This is a genomic window from Sporichthyaceae bacterium (assembly GCA_036269075.1).
In the GTDB taxonomy this organism is placed as follows: Bacteria; Actinomycetota; Actinomycetes; order Sporichthyales; family Sporichthyaceae; genus DASQPJ01.
Map to the genome: position 1 here is coordinate 1 of DATASX010000044.1, position 15,260 is coordinate 15,260.

At 71.6% G+C, this 15,260-nt stretch carries 14 protein-coding genes; 12 read left to right on the forward strand and 2 right to left on the reverse strand.

Translation table 11 applies throughout. From position 1 onward, the window contains the following. Positions 1-399 (reverse strand): hypothetical protein (locus VHU88_08465; protein HEX3611703.1); only part of this gene is annotated, 399 nt, incomplete at its 3' end. Here VHU88_08465 and VHU88_08470 point away from each other — a divergent pair. The 8 genes from VHU88_08470 to holA all read left to right on the forward strand — a co-directional run bounded on the left by VHU88_08470 (position 398) and on the right by holA (position 10,522). Beyond that, positions 398-820, forward strand: coding sequence for an HNH endonuclease signature motif containing protein (locus VHU88_08470; GenBank protein ID HEX3611704.1), 423 nt, complete (start codon positions 398-400; stop codon positions 818-820). The two genes, VHU88_08465 and VHU88_08470, sit on opposite strands and share 2 nt — an antisense overlap. 72 nt (positions 821-892) lie before the next feature. Next, positions 893-1,330, forward strand: coding sequence for a cupredoxin family copper-binding protein (locus tag VHU88_08475; GenBank protein HEX3611705.1), 438 nt, complete (start codon positions 893-895; stop codon positions 1,328-1,330). After that, the gene (locus VHU88_08480; protein ID HEX3611706.1) at positions 1,327-2,274 is read left to right on the forward strand and encodes a metallophosphoesterase; all 948 of its coding nucleotides are present in this window, start codon (positions 1,327-1,329) and stop codon (positions 2,272-2,274) included. Before VHU88_08475 ends, VHU88_08480 begins: the two co-directional genes overlap by 4 nt. Before the next feature lie 48 nt (positions 2,275-2,322). Then, entirely contained in the window at positions 2,323-5,187 is a 2,865-nt protein-coding gene (leuS, locus tag VHU88_08485) for a leucine--tRNA ligase (protein HEX3611707.1), read from the forward strand. Positions 5,188-5,191: 4 nt separating this feature from the next. After that, positions 5,192-6,022, forward strand: a complete 831-nt coding sequence (locus VHU88_08490) for a DegV family protein (protein HEX3611708.1) — start codon at positions 5,192-5,194, stop codon at positions 6,020-6,022. A gap of 99 nt (positions 6,023-6,121) precedes the next feature. Further along, complete coding sequence (locus tag VHU88_08495) at positions 6,122-6,769, forward strand: helix-hairpin-helix domain-containing protein (protein HEX3611709.1); 648 nt, start codon at positions 6,122-6,124, stop codon at positions 6,767-6,769. A 3-nt stretch (positions 6,770-6,772) separates the two neighbouring features. Beyond that, positions 6,773-9,298, forward strand: a complete 2,526-nt coding sequence (locus VHU88_08500; protein ID HEX3611710.1) for a ComEC/Rec2 family competence protein — start codon at positions 6,773-6,775, stop codon at positions 9,296-9,298. A 252-nt stretch (positions 9,299-9,550) separates the two neighbouring features. Next, the gene (gene holA / locus VHU88_08505; protein ID HEX3611711.1) at positions 9,551-10,522 is read left to right on the forward strand and encodes a DNA polymerase III subunit delta; all 972 of its coding nucleotides are present in this window, start codon (positions 9,551-9,553) and stop codon (positions 10,520-10,522) included. 17 nt (positions 10,523-10,539) lie between these two features. Here holA and rpsT read toward each other — a convergent pair whose 3' ends face one another. Beyond that, positions 10,540-10,797 carry a 30S ribosomal protein S20 gene (gene rpsT, locus VHU88_08510; GenBank protein HEX3611712.1) on the reverse strand — a complete coding sequence of 86 codons (258 nt, stop codon included), beginning with the start codon at positions 10,795-10,797 and terminating at the stop codon, positions 10,540-10,542. Positions 10,798-10,956: 159 nt separating this feature from the next. Here rpsT and VHU88_08515 point away from each other — a divergent pair, with 159 nt between their 5' ends. The 4 genes from VHU88_08515 to VHU88_08530 are packed head-to-tail and all read left to right on the forward strand — an operon-like array spanning position 10,957 to position 15,248. Next, a complete protein-coding gene (locus tag VHU88_08515) occupies positions 10,957-12,546 on the forward strand; it encodes a circularly permuted type 2 ATP-grasp protein (protein HEX3611713.1) in 1,590 nt (529 codons plus the stop codon). After that, positions 12,540-13,505, forward strand: coding sequence for an alpha-E domain-containing protein (locus tag VHU88_08520; protein ID HEX3611714.1), 966 nt, complete (start codon positions 12,540-12,542; stop codon positions 13,503-13,505). The genes VHU88_08515 and VHU88_08520 overlap by 7 nt, the downstream gene beginning before the upstream one ends. Next, on the forward strand, positions 13,505-14,347 hold the full coding sequence (locus tag VHU88_08525; protein ID HEX3611715.1) for a transglutaminase family protein: 843 nt from the start codon (positions 13,505-13,507) through the stop codon (positions 14,345-14,347). Before VHU88_08520 ends, VHU88_08525 begins: the two co-directional genes overlap by 1 nt. A gap of 34 nt (positions 14,348-14,381) precedes the next feature. Continuing rightward, complete coding sequence (locus VHU88_08530; protein HEX3611716.1) at positions 14,382-15,248, forward strand: oxidoreductase; 867 nt, start codon at positions 14,382-14,384, stop codon at positions 15,246-15,248. Positions 15,249-15,260: the final 12 nt, after the last annotated feature.

Genomic DNA, 15,260 nt, shown 5'->3' on the forward strand with positions numbered 1-15,260 from the left:
GCCGGGCGGATCACCCTGGCCAAGGCCCGGGTGATCCTGGAGGAGACCGCCGAGCTCGACGCCGAACTGCTCGAGGGCGTGGAGGCCGGGGTGCTGGGCAAGGCCGAGGGACTCACCCCGGCGAACCTGCGCCGCGCCACCCGCCGCGCCGTGGCCCGCGTCGACGCGGACGCTGTCGCCAAACGCCGCGCCACGGCCGTAGCGCAACGCTCGGTGAAGATGTGGGAGATCGGCGATGGGATGTCCGCCCTGGAAGCCATCCTGCCCACCCCGGTCGCCGAGGCCGCCTTCGCGGTCATCGACGCCACCGCCCACCAGGCCATCACCCCAGGGGATGAGCGCGGCATCGACGCCGTGCGCGCCGACGCGCTGGTCGACTATCTGCTTCCCACCCGACATGGCACCGCGGATCAGCTACCAGATCCAGATCATCTCCACCGACCCCGACCTGAACGCCGACCCCACCCGCCGCCTCCCTACCGCGGCCCAAGCCCGGCACGTCAAGGCCCGCGACCAGCATTGCGTGCACCCCGGCTGCCGGGCCACCCGCACCGAGCACGACCACACCACCGCCCACACCACCGGCGGACCGACCCTGACCAAGAACCTCGCACTGCGCTGCCCGAAACACCACCGCATCAAGCACTTGCCCGGCTGGTCAGCCACCCAGGACCCCGACGGCACCCTCACCCTGACCACACCATCAGGCCGCACCTACCGAACCCGGCCACCCGACCCCGACGGCATCGACCCACCCACCGAGCGAGTTCTCCCGCCGCGTCCTGCGATCCCGACACCCGACGAGATCCCGCCGTTCTGATCGCTCGTGTAACCCGTCGACCTATCTGTGTCCGAGCCCGCGAACGGTGGGCACCTACACGGAGGTATCGAGATGGTTCGCAACATCCGTCGGTTCGGGCGCACGGGCGCCGGTCTTGCCGTGCTCGGCCTGGCGCTGGCCGGCTGCGGTGCTGTGGCGCAGGCCCAGTCGCAGCCGCCGGCAGCGACGCAGCAGCAGTCAGCGATGAACATGCCCGCGATGGACACGGCGCCTGCGGACGCCGCCGCGCCCGCCGCATCCGGCAGCACGGTCACGATCGCCAAGTACATGTTCGGCCCGGACACGCTGACCGTTCCGGTCGGCACCACCGTCACCTGGACCAACCAGGACGGCGACCCGCACACCGTGGTCGCCAAGGACGGCAGTTTCCGCTCCGCGGCGCTGACCAAGGGCGCAACGTTCCAGCACAAGTTCGACAAGGCGGGCAGTTACCAGTACCTGTGCTCGATCCACCCGTTCATGCTTGCCACCGTCGTGGTGACCCCATGAGCACCGACTCGGCCGGTGGTCCGTCCGGACCGCAGATGACGCGACGTCAGTTGTTGCGCCACACCGCCTGGTTCGGCACCGCGGTGGCCCTCACCGTCGTCGGCGGGGAGGTCATCTCGCATGTGGTCGGCGGGTCGTCGAGCGCGGCCGCCGCCGACCCGGCAGCGCTGAACTTCGTTCAGGTCAGCGACTCGCACATCGGCTTCACCGGTCCCGCGAACACCGACGTCGCCGGTTCGTTCGGCGAGGCGATCGACCAGATCAACAAGCTGTCGGTGCGTCCGGATTTCGTCATGCACACCGGCGACCTGACCCACTTGTCCACCCCGGCGCAGTTCGACCAGGTCAAGCAGATGATGACCGGGGTCAAGGCCGGCGGGGTCTTCACGGTCCCCGGCGAGCACGACTCGGTCGACGACCACGGAGAGAAGTACCGAGCCGCGTTCGGCTCCGGGACCCAGGGCAACGGCTGGTACAGCATGGACGTCAAGGGCGTGCACGTCGTCGCGTTGGTCAACTCGCTGAATCTGGAGAAACTCGGCCACCTCGGTCAGGACCAGATCGACTGGGTCACCAAGGACCTGGCCGGCTTGTCCGCGGACACACCGATCGTCGTGTTCAGCCACATCCCGCTGTTCGCGATGTATCCGGACTGGGGCTGGGGCACCGACGACGCCGAGCAGGTGATCGGCCTCATGCGCCGCTTCTCGTCGGTGACGGCTCTGAACGGCCACGTGCACCAGGTGTTCTCGAAGACCGACGGCAATGTGACGTTCCACAGCGCCACCACGACCGCCTACCCGCTGCCGCACCCCGGCGACGGGCCGGCCCCGACGCCGCAGACGTTGCCCGCGGGGAAGCTGAAATCGGCACTCGGCATCCGGGAGGTCACGTTCAAAGCCGGCGGGCACGGTCCGGCAGTGGTCGACCAACCGTTGCGCTGAGGCCGCCGACGCCTGCGCACAGATAGTGCGCACAGATAGTCTGCGGAGGTGTCGACCACTGAACCGCTGACCCCCGAACAGGCCACCGACAACGTCCCGCCGCACCGCTACACGGCGGCGACGGCCGCGCGGATCGAGAGGTACTGGCAGGACCGCTGGGAGCAGGAGGGCACCTTCCAGGCGCCCAACCCCAGCGGGCCGTTGGGCGACCCGGCCGCGGCGGCGCGGCCGAAGTTGTACGTGCTCGACATGTTCCCGTACCCGTCCGGTTCGGGGCTGCATGTCGGGCACCCGCTGGGCTACATCGGGACCGACGTGTTCGCCCGCTACTCCCGGATGACCGGGCACAACGTGCTGCACGCCCTCGGCTACGACGCCTTCGGTCTGCCCGCTGAGCAGTACGCGGTGCAGACCGGCCAGCACCCGCGGGTCACGACCGAGGCGAACATCGCGAACATGCGCCGGCAGTTGCGGGCTCTGGGCTTGGGGCACGACAGTCGGCGCAGTGTCGCGACCACCGACGTGGCGTTCTACCGCTGGACGCAGTGGATCTTCCTGCAGATCTTCAACTCGTGGTACGACACCGCCGCCGGCAAGGCCCGGCCGATCGCCGAACTGATCGCCGAGTTCGCCGACGGCTCCCGGTCGGTGCCCGGCGGCGGGTCCTGGGTGGATCTGACGGAGGGTCAGCGTCGCTCGGCCGTCGACGGGTACCGCCTGGCATTCCTGTCGCAGGCCCCGGTCAACTGGTGCCCAGGCCTGGGCACGGTGCTGGCCAACGAGGAGGTCACCGCCGACGGCCGCAGCGAACGCGGCAATTTCCCGGTGTTCCGCCGCAATCTGCGCCAATGGATGATGCGGATCACCGCCTACGCCGAGCGCTTGATCGACGACCTCGACGGCCTGGACTGGCCCGAGCCGATCAAGCTCATGCAGCGCAACTGGATCGGTCGGTCCACCGGCGCGTTGGTGCGCTTCCCCTTCGGGAGCGCAGCTGTCGAGGTCTTCACCACCCGCCCGGACACCCTGTTCGGTGCGACGTACATGGTGCTGGCCCCCGAGCACCCGATGGTCGACGACCTGCTGCCCGCCGCTTGGCCGGACGGCACCGCGCAGTCGTGGCGCTACGGCGGGGCGACCCCGGCCGCGGGCATGGCGGCGTACCGTGCCGACGCCGCGGCGAAGTCGGAAGTGGAGCGCCAGGCCGACTCCAAGCAGAAGACCGGAGTGTTCACAGGTGTCTGGGCGACCAACCCGGTCACCGGATCGCCGATCCCGGTCTTCGTCGCGGACTACGTGCTGATGGGTTACGGCACCGGCGCGATCATGGCCGTCCCGGCCGAGGACGAGCGCGACTGGGATTTCGCGGCGGCGTTCGACCTGCCGCACGTTCGCACCGTCCAACCGCCGGACGACTGGGCCGGTGGGGCGTGGACCGGCGAGGGGCCGTCGATCAACTCGGCCAACGACGAGATCTCGCTGAACGGTCTGCCGATGGCGCAAGCCAAGGCGAGGATCACGGAATGGCTTGCCGGTAAGCGTTTCGGTGAGGCCACGATCCAGTACAAGCTGCGCGACTGGCTGTTCAGCCGACAGCGCTACTGGGGCGAGCCGTTCCCCGTCGTCTACGACGAATACGGAGCCAGACCGCTTCCTGACTCCATGCTGCCGGTCGAACTGCCCGAGGTGGAGGACTATTCCCCGCGCACCTACGACTCCGACGACGCGAACTCCAACCCGGAGTCGCCGCTGGCTCGTGCCACCGAGTGGGTCACCGTCACGCTCGACCTCGGCGACGGGCCGAAGCAGTACCGGCGCGAGACCAACACGATGCCGCAGTGGGCCGGGTCGTGCTGGTACGAGTTGCGTTACCTCGACCCGACCAACGACGTGGCCTTCGTCGACCCCGAGGTCGAGCGGTACTGGATGGGTCCGCAGAAGCCCGGCGACTGCGGCGGGGTCGACCTCTACGTCGGCGGCGTCGAGCATGCCGTCCTGCACCTGCTCTACGCGCGCTTCTGGCACAAGGTGCTGTTCGACCTGGGGCACGTCTCGAGCTCGGAACCGTTCCGGCGCCTGTTCAACCAGGGCTACATCCAGGCCGCTGCCTACACCGACGCCCGCGGCGTCTATGTGCAGGCCGACGAGGTCGTCGAGGGGCCCGCCGGGACCTTCACCCACAACGGCGTCGCGGTGAACCGCGAGTTCGGCAAGATGGGCAAGTCGCTGAAGAACTCGGTGACGCCGGACGAGATGTGCGCCGAGTACGGCGCGGACACCCTGCGGCTCTACGAGATGTCGATGGGCCCGCTGGACGTCTCGCGGCCGTGGGAGACCCGCGCGGTCGTCGGCTCGTTCCGGTTCCTGCAGCGGCTGTGGCGCAACATCGTCGACGAGGAGACCGGCCAGGTCCGCGTATCGGACACCGCGCCCGACCCGGAGACCGCGCGCGTGCTGGCCAAGACCGTCGACGGCGTCGGCCGCGACCTGGCCAACCTGCGCTTCAACACGGCGGTGGCCAAGCTGATCGAGTGCAACAACCACCTGATGCGGCTGAGTGCTGACGGCACGTCAGTTCCGCGTGAGGTCGCCGAGACGATGGCGTTGCTGGTCGCCCCGTTGGCCCCGCACATCGCCGAACAGCTGTGGTCGCTGCTCGGGCACGAGCAGACCCTGGCGCATGTTCCGTTCCCGGTCGCCGACCCGGCGCTGCTGGTCGCCGACACCGTCGAGTGCGTGCTTCAGGTCGCGGGGAAGAAGCGGGACGTCGTGGCGGTACCGGCCACGATCACCGAGGCGGAGCTGACAGAGCTGGCTCTGGCGGCGCCGAAGGTGGTCGCCGCGCTCGACGGCCGTGGGGTCCGCCTGGTGAAGGTGGTCCTGCCGAAGCTGGTCAACATCGTCCCGGTGTGACGCCGTGCCGATCGCGATCGTCACCGACTCGGGGTGCTCGCTGCCGCCGGGTGTGGACGCGGTGGTGGTGCCGCTGCGGGTGCGAATGGGCGGTGTCGACCATGCCGAAACGGATCTGACGGCCGATCAGTTCGTGACGGCATTACGGTCCGGGGTCGCCCTGGCGACCTCGCAGCCGGCCCCGCAGGCTTTCGCCACGGCCTACGCGAAGGCCGTGGCCGACGGGGCGAGCGCAATCGTCTCGATCCACTTGTCCGAGGCACTTTCCGGCACCTGCGCGTCGGCCCGGACCGGGGCCCGCGACAGCGCGGTGCCGGTGCAGGTCCTCGACTCCGCCTCGGCGGGATTCGGCCTGGGATTCGCGGTGCGCGCGGCCGTGGACGCGGCCGGGTCGGGGGCCGCGGCGGTGGACGTCGTCGCGGCTGTCGAGGACAGCCTGCGGCGCACCGAGGTCCTGTTCTACGTGGACACCCTGGAGTTCCTGCGCCGCGGCGGGCGGATCGGTTCCGCGGCGGCGCTGCTCGGGTCGGCGCTGTCGGTCAAGCCGATCCTGCGGTTGGATGCCGGAAAGATCGTGGCCGCGGAGAAGGTGCGGACCGCCGCGCGTGGGTTGGCCCGGCTGGCCGAACTCGCGGTCGCGGCAGGCGGTGGCGACGCGGAGTACGGCGTGCAGCACGTCGGCGCCACCGAGCGGGCCGCGGAGTTGGCGGCGCGACTGGGGGAGTTGGATCCAGCGGCCGGGCCGGTGGTGCTCGGGGAGGTCGGCGCGGCCATCGGTGCGCACGTCGGTCCGGGGACGCTGGCCGTGACTGTGCGGCGACGTCGAGCGAGTTAGTCCGGTCGTCCACAGGCCGGATTTGTCCACAGCCCGGATTTGTCCACAGGGCAGCGAAATGAGCCGGTCGGCCAGGCGCCGCCGACCTAAGTTGCCTGCGTGATCACCGACCCGCTGACCCACTCGCCCCGCCGGTCCTGGCGCGACCTGGACCTGCGCGCCGCCGCGGTGATCTGCATCGTGGCGGCCGTCAGCCTGCTGCTCGGCGGCTGGGTGCTGTGGCGGTCGCGGCCGCACGAGGTCGACGTCGGCCCGGCGCTCGCGGCCGCCACGTCACCGGTGGTGGAACGTCGGGTGCCGGCCGCCGCTCCCGCTCCGCCGCCGCGCGCGGATCTGGTCGTCGACGTCGAAGGCGCCGTCCGCCGGCCGGGGATCGTCACGGTGCCCGCGGGGTCGCGGGTCCGGGACGTGCTGCTGGCCGCCGGTGGCGCGCTGCCGAGTGCCCCGGCAGCGACGGTCAACCTCGCCGAACCGGTGACCGACGGCGAGCAGATCCTCGTCGGACTGCCCGGTTCCGCTGCCGGGAGCGGGGCCCGGTCCGAGGCGGGCAAACCGACGGTCGTCAACCTGAACACGGCGGTGGAGTCGGACCTGGAGGGACTGCCTGGGATCGGGCCGGTGATGGCGCAACGAGTGCTCGATTTCCGGCACACCCACGGCCGGTTCAGCTCGGTGGATGAGCTGCGCGAGGTTCCGGGCATCGGTCCGGCCAAGTTCGCCGCGATCCGCAATCACGTCCGGGTCTGACCGGTGACGGCCGACCGTCGCCTGCTCCCGGTGGCCGCAGCGGTGTGGGTGGCCGCCTGGGCGGCGCTGCAACTGCGGAACGGGCTGCCTGCCACGACGTGCTGGGCGGCGCTGATCGGCGGGTTCGGGCTGCTGGTCGGCAAGTGGTGGCGTTCCCCGCCATCGGATGCGCGCCTGCCCGGTGCCGGATCACGAGCCGCGGTCGTTGCGGCGGTGCTGGTCGCGGCCGGTGCGTCCGGGCTGGCGGCCGACGCCCGCCTGGCCGCGATCCATGCCGGTCCGCTGGAATCGCTGGCGGCTGCGCGGGCGGTGGTCGAGACCGACCTGACGGTGCGGTCGTACCCGGTGGCTCGGCTCCAGAAGCCCCGTGGCTCGGGGCGCGCCACGACGGTGGTGACGCTGACCGCCGACGCGACCCGGGTCTCCGCCCGTGGCCGGGTGACCGCGACGCACAACCCGATCGCGGTCGAGAGCGCCGACCGGTCCTGGCTGAAGGTGCTGCCCGGCCAACAGGTGCGCACCGGCGGGCGGCTGGCGCCCGCGAACTGGCGGCCCGCCACGACGGCCCTGCTGCTGGCCCGGGCACCCCGGCCGGTCGACGATGCCCCATGGCGCAGCCGGGCCGCGTCCGCCGTCCGGGCCGACCTGCGGGCGGCGTTGGCCGGACTGCCGCCCGACCGCCGGGGGCTGCTGCCCGGGTTGGAGTTCGGCGACACCAGCGGGCTGGACCCCGAGCTGGCCGAGCGGTTCCGCGCCGCCGGGCTGAGCAGGTTGTTGGCGATCGACGGGGCGAAGCTGGCGATCCTGCTCGGCGGCGTGCTCGCGTTGGCCCGGTGGGTCGGGGCGCGGGGCCGGGTGCTGCCGGCGCTCGGGCTGGCCTGCCTGTGCGGGTTGGCCGAGGTGGTCGGGCCGAAGCCGAGCCTGCTGAGGGCCGGGGCGATGGCCGCGGTGGCGTTGCTGGCGCCGTTGCTGGGGCGCCGGGGCGGCGCGGCCACCGGATTGTCCGCGGCCACCGTCCTGCTGGTGCTCACCGATCCTTGGCTGGCGCGGTCCTACGGGTTCGCACTTTCGGTCGCCGGGACGGCCGGACTACTGTGCCTGACCCCGTGGTTCCGCGAGCGACTGGAGGGCCGGGTGCCGGCCCGGGTCGTCGGGCCGCTGGCGGTGGCGGCGGCCGCGCAGACCGCCTGCCTGCCGGTGCTGGTGCTGATGACCGGCGGTGTGAGCCTGGTGGCCGTCCCGGCGAACCTGTTGGCCGCGCCTGCGGTGCCGCCGGCGCTGTTCCTGGGCTTCACGGCCGGCGCGCTCCAGCCGCTGAGCCCGACGGTGGCCGGGTGGGTCGGGTACGGCGCCGGGCTGGCCGCGGCGTGGATCATCGGGGTCGCCCGGCACGCCGGTGCGCTGCCGGGTGCGACCTTGCCGTGGCCGCACGGCGCTCCGGGCGCGCTCCTGGCGCTCGCGCTGCTCGGCGTCGCTGTCCTCCTGGCCAGGCTGCGGGCGGCGCGACCGGTTCAACCCTCGGTACGACGTCGGGTTCTGGTGGCGCTGGCGTGGTTGCTGGCAGCGATGCTGGTGGTTCGACCCCGGTTGATCCCGGTGCCCGGCGTGTTCGATTCGGTCCGCTGGCCCCCGCCGGGCTGGCAGCTCGTTGCTTGCGACGTCGGACAGGGTGATGCGCTCGCGTTGAACGCCGGGCCCGGGGCGGCGGTCGTCGTCGATACCGGTCCGGACCCCCGGCTGGTCGACCGGTGCCTGCGGACGTTGGGGATCCACGTCGTTCCGTATCTCCTGTTGACGCATTTCCACGCCGACCATGTCGAGGGCCTCCCGGCGGTACTGCACGGCCGCTCGGTCGCCGAGATCGGCGTCAGCCCGTTGGCCGACCCGCCCGCCGAGGTGGCCCGTGTGCAGCGCTGGGCCGCTGCGGCGCGAGTGCCGATCACCTCGCCGAAGGTCGGCGAGGTGCGGTCGGTCGGCGGGCTGAGCTGGCGCGTGCTGTGGCCGCGCGGGGATTTGTTGCACCAGGGCTCGGCGCCGAACAACGCCTCCGTCGTCCTGCTGGTGACCACGGCGTCCGGCCTGCGGTTGTTGCTGTCCGGCGACATCGAGGCCCCGGCGCAGCAGGCGCTGCACCAGGCCGAGCCGGACCTGCGGGTCGACGTGCTCAAGACCCCGCATCACGGCAGCAGAAACCAATATCCGGAGTTCCTGCGGTCCTTGGGCGCAAAGGTCGCCCTGACATCAGTCGGGGTCGGCAACGTGTATGGCCATCCCGCGCCCGCGACCATGGCACTGCTGCGGGGCGCTGGAATGGCCAGCGGCCGGACCGACTCGGACGGGGACCTGGCCGCCACTGTGGTTGCGGGGCGGTTGAGTCTGGTCGCGCGATCCCGAGCGCCCGATCGTCCCGGGGGTCCGGCCGATCCGCCTGTCGCCGGGGCTTCTGGGGACCAGTCAGATCTACCCCGGGGGCACCGACACCAGCGAGGTCGATCGTTGGTGGGCCCCCGCAGCACAGTGACGAGGTGAACGAGATCGGCCTAGATCGCGGATGACGGCAATCCGTCGGCTGACGATCAAGGTTGCAACGAGAGTGACGCGACACGCCGGACCCAGCGTCGCACGCTTATCAATCTTGATCGTCAGCCGCCCCGCGGGCGGGACGCCGACGACGGCGCCGGCCGACCCGGTGGCCGACCCGGTGCCCGAGCCGGTGGCCGAGTCGGTGGCGCGCATGGTCCGCCGTCGAAGATGTCGGGCCCGCGTGGCAGGCTGCCCCCGATGTCTGCCTCGCCCACCGCCGTGCCCCCGCTGACCCTGGTGCTGGGTCCGGAGGAGCTCCTGGTCGAGCGGGCCGTCGCGGCCGCGAGCCGGATGATCCGGGCGGTCGATCCGGAGGCCGACGTGATCGCGGTGGCCGCCGGTTCGGTCGAGTCCGGGGGGCTGTCCGAGCTGACGGCGCCGTCGCTGTTCGCGCAGCGCCGGTTGCTGGTCTTCCGCGACGCGCAGGACCTGTCCGGGCCGGTGCTGGCCGAGGTGGAGACGCTGCTGGCCGATCCGCCGGAGGACACCTCGGTGCTGCTGGCTCACGCCGGCGGGGCGAAGGGCAAAGGCCTGATCGACACAGCCAAGAAGGCCGGCGCGGTCGTGGTCGACTGTGCGGAGGTCAAGAGGACCGGCGACAGGCTCGGGTTCGTCAGCGGTGAGTTCCGGACGGCGTCGCGGCGCATCTCGCCGGACGCGGCGAAGGCCCTGCTCGACTCCGTCGGCGGCGGGCTGCGGGAGCTGGCCGGGGCCTGCGCCCAGTTGGTGGCTGACACCACCGGCACGGTCGAGGTCGACACCGTTCGCCGCTACTACGCCGGGCGGGCCGACGTGACCAGCTTCGCCGTCGCCGACCTGGCCGTGGAGGGTCGGACGGCCGAGGCCCTGGTGCAACTGCGCTGGGCAATCAGCTGCGGCGTCGAGCCGGTGCTGATCGTGGCCGCGATGGCCATGGGGCTGCGCAACATCGCCAAGCTGGGCGGTGCGCCGCGGACGGCGAAACCCGCCGATCTGGCCCGCGACCTGGGGATGCCGCCCTGGAAGATCGACCGGATCCGGTCACAGCTGCGAGGCTGGGACTCGCTCGGAGTTGCGCGGGCGCTGCAGGCCGTCGCGGCGGCCGACGCGGATGTGAAGGGCGCCGCGGCGTCGCCGGGCTACGCGTTGGAGCGGATGCTGGTCGCCGTCGGGGCGGCCCGACGGCACTGAGTCCGTCGGGGAACCAGCTACTGCTTGTTGAGCGCGTGGGCCATCGCGGACTTCTTGTTGGCCGCCGCGTTGGCGTGGATGACACCCTTGCTGGCGGCCTTGTCCAAGGCCCGCGACGCGTCGCGCATGAGGGCGCCGGCTCCGTCGTCCCCGGCGGCCACAGCCTCGCGGAACTTGCGCACCGCGGTCTTCAACGATGAACGCACGGCCTTGTTGCGCTGCCGGGCCTTCTCATTGGTGCGGTTGCGCTTGATCTGAGACTTGATGTTCGCCACTGAAGGTGCTCGCCTCGGTTCGGAGTCGCTGACAGGTCACGCCGCTCGGACGCGACCGCTGAGGGTATCAGCGCCGGTCCCGACCGGCCAAACTCGGGAGTTACTCCGGGGGCCTGGGGGGGAAAACTCCCCGAAACACCAACGGAATACGGTCGGGACGTGGCAGATCTGCTGGAGGACTACCCCTTCGGAGCGGCCTGGGACGAGATGTTCGCCGGACGCGGCGAACCCCGGGCCGCGATGGTCGGCGTCCATCAGGCCGTGCGGGCCCTCGCGCCGGAGGAACTGCGGGCTCGCGCCGACTCGCTGGCCCAGGGCTTCCTGGACCGCGGCGTCACCTTCGCGCTCGGCGGTGAGGAACGACCGTTCCCGCTCGACATCGTCCCCCGGGTCATCACCGCGGCGGAGTGGGACGTGCTCTCCCGCGGCGTCTCGCAGCGGGTCCGGGCGCTCGAGGCGTTCCTGGCCGACGTCTACGACCGCGGCGAGGTCTTCGCCGACGGGGTGATCCCGCGGCGGCTGATCGTCACCTCGGCGCACTTCCACCGGGAGGCCGCCGACATCATCCCGGCCAACGGGGTCCGGGTGCTGGTCTCCGGGATCGACGTGATCCGCGACGAGGCCGGCGAGTTCCGGGTCCTGGAGGACAACATCCGGACGCCGTCCGGGGTGTCCTACGTGATCGAGAACCGCCGGGCGATGACCCACGGGCTGCCGGAGGCGTTCAGCTCGCACCGGATCATGCCGGTCTCGGACTACCCGCAGCGCCTGCTCGCCGCGGCCCGCGCCGCCGCTCCGGAGGGGACCGCGGACGCCGAGGTCGTCGTGCTGACCCCGGGCGTCTACAACTCGGCCTACTTCGAGCACGCCCTGCTCGCCCGGCTGATGGGCGTCGAACTCGTCGAGGGCCGCGACCTGGTCTGCCGGCGCAACCGCGTCTACATGCGCACCACCACCGGCGAGCGCCGCGTCGACGTCATCTACCGCCGCATCGACGACGACTTCCTGGACCCGCTGCACTTCCGGGCCGACTCGAGCATCGGCTGCCCGGGCCTGCTCAACGCCGCCCGCGACGGCGGCGTGACGATCTGCAACGCGGTCGGCAACGGCATCGCCGACGACAAACTGGTCTACAGCTACGTACCGGACCTGGTGCGCTACTACCTGAACGAGCAGCCGATCCTCGCCAACGTCGAGACCTATCGGCTCGACGAGCCCGAGACACTCGAGTGGGCGCTCGACCACCTGGCCGAGCTGGTGCTCAAGCCGGTCGACGCCTCCGGCGGCAAGGGCATCGTGATCGGCCCGGTCGCCGACTCCGCGACCCTCGAGGTGCTGCGGCTGAAGGTGCGCTCCGACCCGCGCGGGTGGATCGCGCAGCAGGTGGTCTCGCTCTCGACGGTGCCCACGCTGGTCGGCGACAACCTGCGCCCGCGCCATGTCGACCTGCGCCCGTTCGCGGTCAACGACGGCACCGACGTCTATGTGCTCCCCGGCGGACTGACCCGGGTCGCGCTGCCGGAGGGCCAGCTGGTCGTGAACTCCAGCCAGGGCGGCGGTTCGAAGGACACCTGGGTGCTGGCGGGCAGCGACAGCAACGGCGCACCCCCGCCGAACTCGCCCACGGGCGCGCCGCGCGGTCGGACCTCCGACCCCGGCCCGTCACGCGGCCGGCCCTACGAGATCCTGCGCCAGCAGATGGCCCAGCAGCAACAACAACTGACGACGCGTCAGGGGCGCTCGTGCTGAGCCGAATCGCGGAGTCCGTGTTCTGGATCGGCCGCTACCTGGAGCGTGCCGACTCGACCGCGCGCATCCTGGACGTCCACATGCAGATGCTGATCGAGGACCCTTGGGTCGACGAGCAGACCGTGTGCTCGTCGCTCATGGAGGTCATGGGCGTGATCGAGCCGGGGGAACGGACCGTCGAGGGCGCCGCCCAGGTGCTCGCCGAACTGGCTTACGACCTGGACAGCCCCAGCGCGATCGCCGGGAGCATCGTGGCCGCCCGGGAGAACGCCCGCGGTACTCGCGAGACCATCTCGGCCGAGATCTTCGAGGCCCTGAACGCGACCTGGACCGGTCTGGGCGAACGGCGCCGTCGAGCCGAGAAGCTCGGCCCGCACCTGTTCTTCGCCTGGATCCGCGAGCGCACCGGGGTCATGGCCGGCCTGGTCGACTCGACGATGAGCCGCGACGAGGGCTGGATCTTCCTCACCCTGGGCCGCTCGCTGGAGCGTGCCGACATGACCGCGCGGTTGCTGATGCTGCGGACCCTGCCCGGCGGGCGCGCCCCGACGTGGGGAACCCTGCTGCGCTCCTGCGGTTCCTACGAGAGCTACCTGCGCACCTACCGCGGCCCGGTGCGGGAGAACCTGGCCGCGGAGTTCCTGATAGTCGACCGGCTCTCGCCGCGCTCGGTGTTCTACGCGCTGTCTCAGGCCGAGGAGTGCCTGCGCACGTTGGACCCGGCCGCCGGGCGCAGTGGCTTCGACGACACGGCCCGACTCCTGCTCGGCCGGGCCCGGACGGACCTGGAGTTCCGCAGCCGCGGCGACCTGCTGGAGAACTTCTCCGAACACCTGGAGCAGTTGCAGGCGACCTGTTCGGCGGTCAGCGACGCGGTGGCCCGCAAGTACTTCCCGCACGTCGCGCCGGTTACCTGGACGGCGGAACTGGCCGGCGAACTGATCGAGGTGCTGGACTGATGCCCTGGCGACTGAAGGTGCGTCACCGCACCGGGTTCAATTACGCGGCCGACGTGTTGTCCTCCTACAACGAGGCCCGGATGACCCCGCTCACCGACGCCTCGCAGACCTCGCTGGAGTCCCGGATCAAGATCAGCCCGCGCGCCACCGCGGCCCGCTACCGCGACTACTGGGGCTCGGCTGTCACGGCGTTCGACGTCCACGTCCCGCACAGCGAGATGGTCATCGAGGCGACCAGCCTGGTCGAGACCCACCCGGGGCCGAAGCACGCGGAGCCGGTGAGTTGGGCGGTGTTGCGCGACAGCCGGGTGCGCGACACCCACGTCGAGTACCTCACGCCCACCCCGCACACAGCCGTCGAAGCCGGGGTGTTCGCGGTGGCCCGCGAGATCGCCGGCGACCGACCGCCGCAGGCCGCGGCCCGCGAGGTCGCGGACTGGCTGCGCTCCGAGGTCGCCTACGTCCCCGGCTCCACCGGCGTGCACACCAAGGCGATGGAGGCCTGGTCCGAGCGCAGGGGCGTGTGCCAGGACCTGGCGCACCTCACTGTCGGCCTGCTGCGCTCACTCGGCATCCCGGCGCGTTACGTCTCCGGCTACCTGCACCCGGACCCGGACGCCGGCCTCGGGGTCGCGGTCACCGGGGAGAGCCACGCCTGGGTGCAGTGGTGGGACGGCGACTGGACGGCGTATGACCCGACCAACGGCAAGCCGGTCGGGCCCGAGCACGTAGTGGTCGCCCGCGGCCGCGACTACTGGGACGTGCCGCCGCACAAGGGCGTCTACCCCGGCCCGATCAGCACCTCGCTCGGCGTCGAGGTCGAGGTCACCCGGCTGGCCTGAGCGCCGCGACAAGTCGCGGGGTTAAGGTCGGGGCATGGGTTGGAGCAGCGCGGGCCTGCCGGATCTGACGGGGCGTCGGATCGTCGTCACCGGGGCGAACAGCGGCATCGGTGCGGCGGCCGCGGCGGCCTTCGCCGGAGCCGGCGCGCACGTGGTGCTCGCGGTCCGCGACACCGCTCGCGGGGCGGCCGCCGCGGCGCGGATGAGCGGTAGCACCGAGGTCCGCGAACTCGACCTCGCCGACCTGTCCTCGGTCCGCCGATTCGCCGCCGGACTGGACGGCAACGTCGACATCCTGGTGAACAACGCGGGCGTGATGGTCGTGCCCCAGGGCCGCACCGTCGACGGGTTCGAGACCCACATCGGCACCAACCACCTCGGCCACTTCGCGTTGACCAACCTGCTGCTGCCGCGGATCACCGGGCGGGTGGTCACCGTCGCCTCGCTGGCCCACCAGTTCGGCCGCCTCGACCCGACCGACCTGTCCTTCCAGCAGCGCCGCTACCAACGTTGGCCCGCCTACGCCCAGTCCAAGCTGGCGAACCTGTTGTTCACCGCCGAACTGGCCCGCCGACTGACGGCGGCCGGTTCACCGGTGGCGGCGATGGCCTGCCACCCCGGCTACTCCGCGACCAAGCTGGGCACGCACACCGGCAACCGGGTCATGAACACCGGCCTCGCCGTCCTCGACCGATTCGCCCAGAACGCCGTCGCCGGCGCGCGGCCCACGCTGTTCGCGGCGACCGCCGATCTGCCCACCGACAGCTATGTCGGCCCGGACGGGCCGGGGGAGATGTGGGGCGCGCCCAAGCTGGTCGGGCGATCCGGTCGCGCCCGTGACGGCGTGGCCGCCGAGGCGTTGTGGACCGTGTCCGAACGGCTCACCGGAACTGGACGTTGACCGAGTGCACCT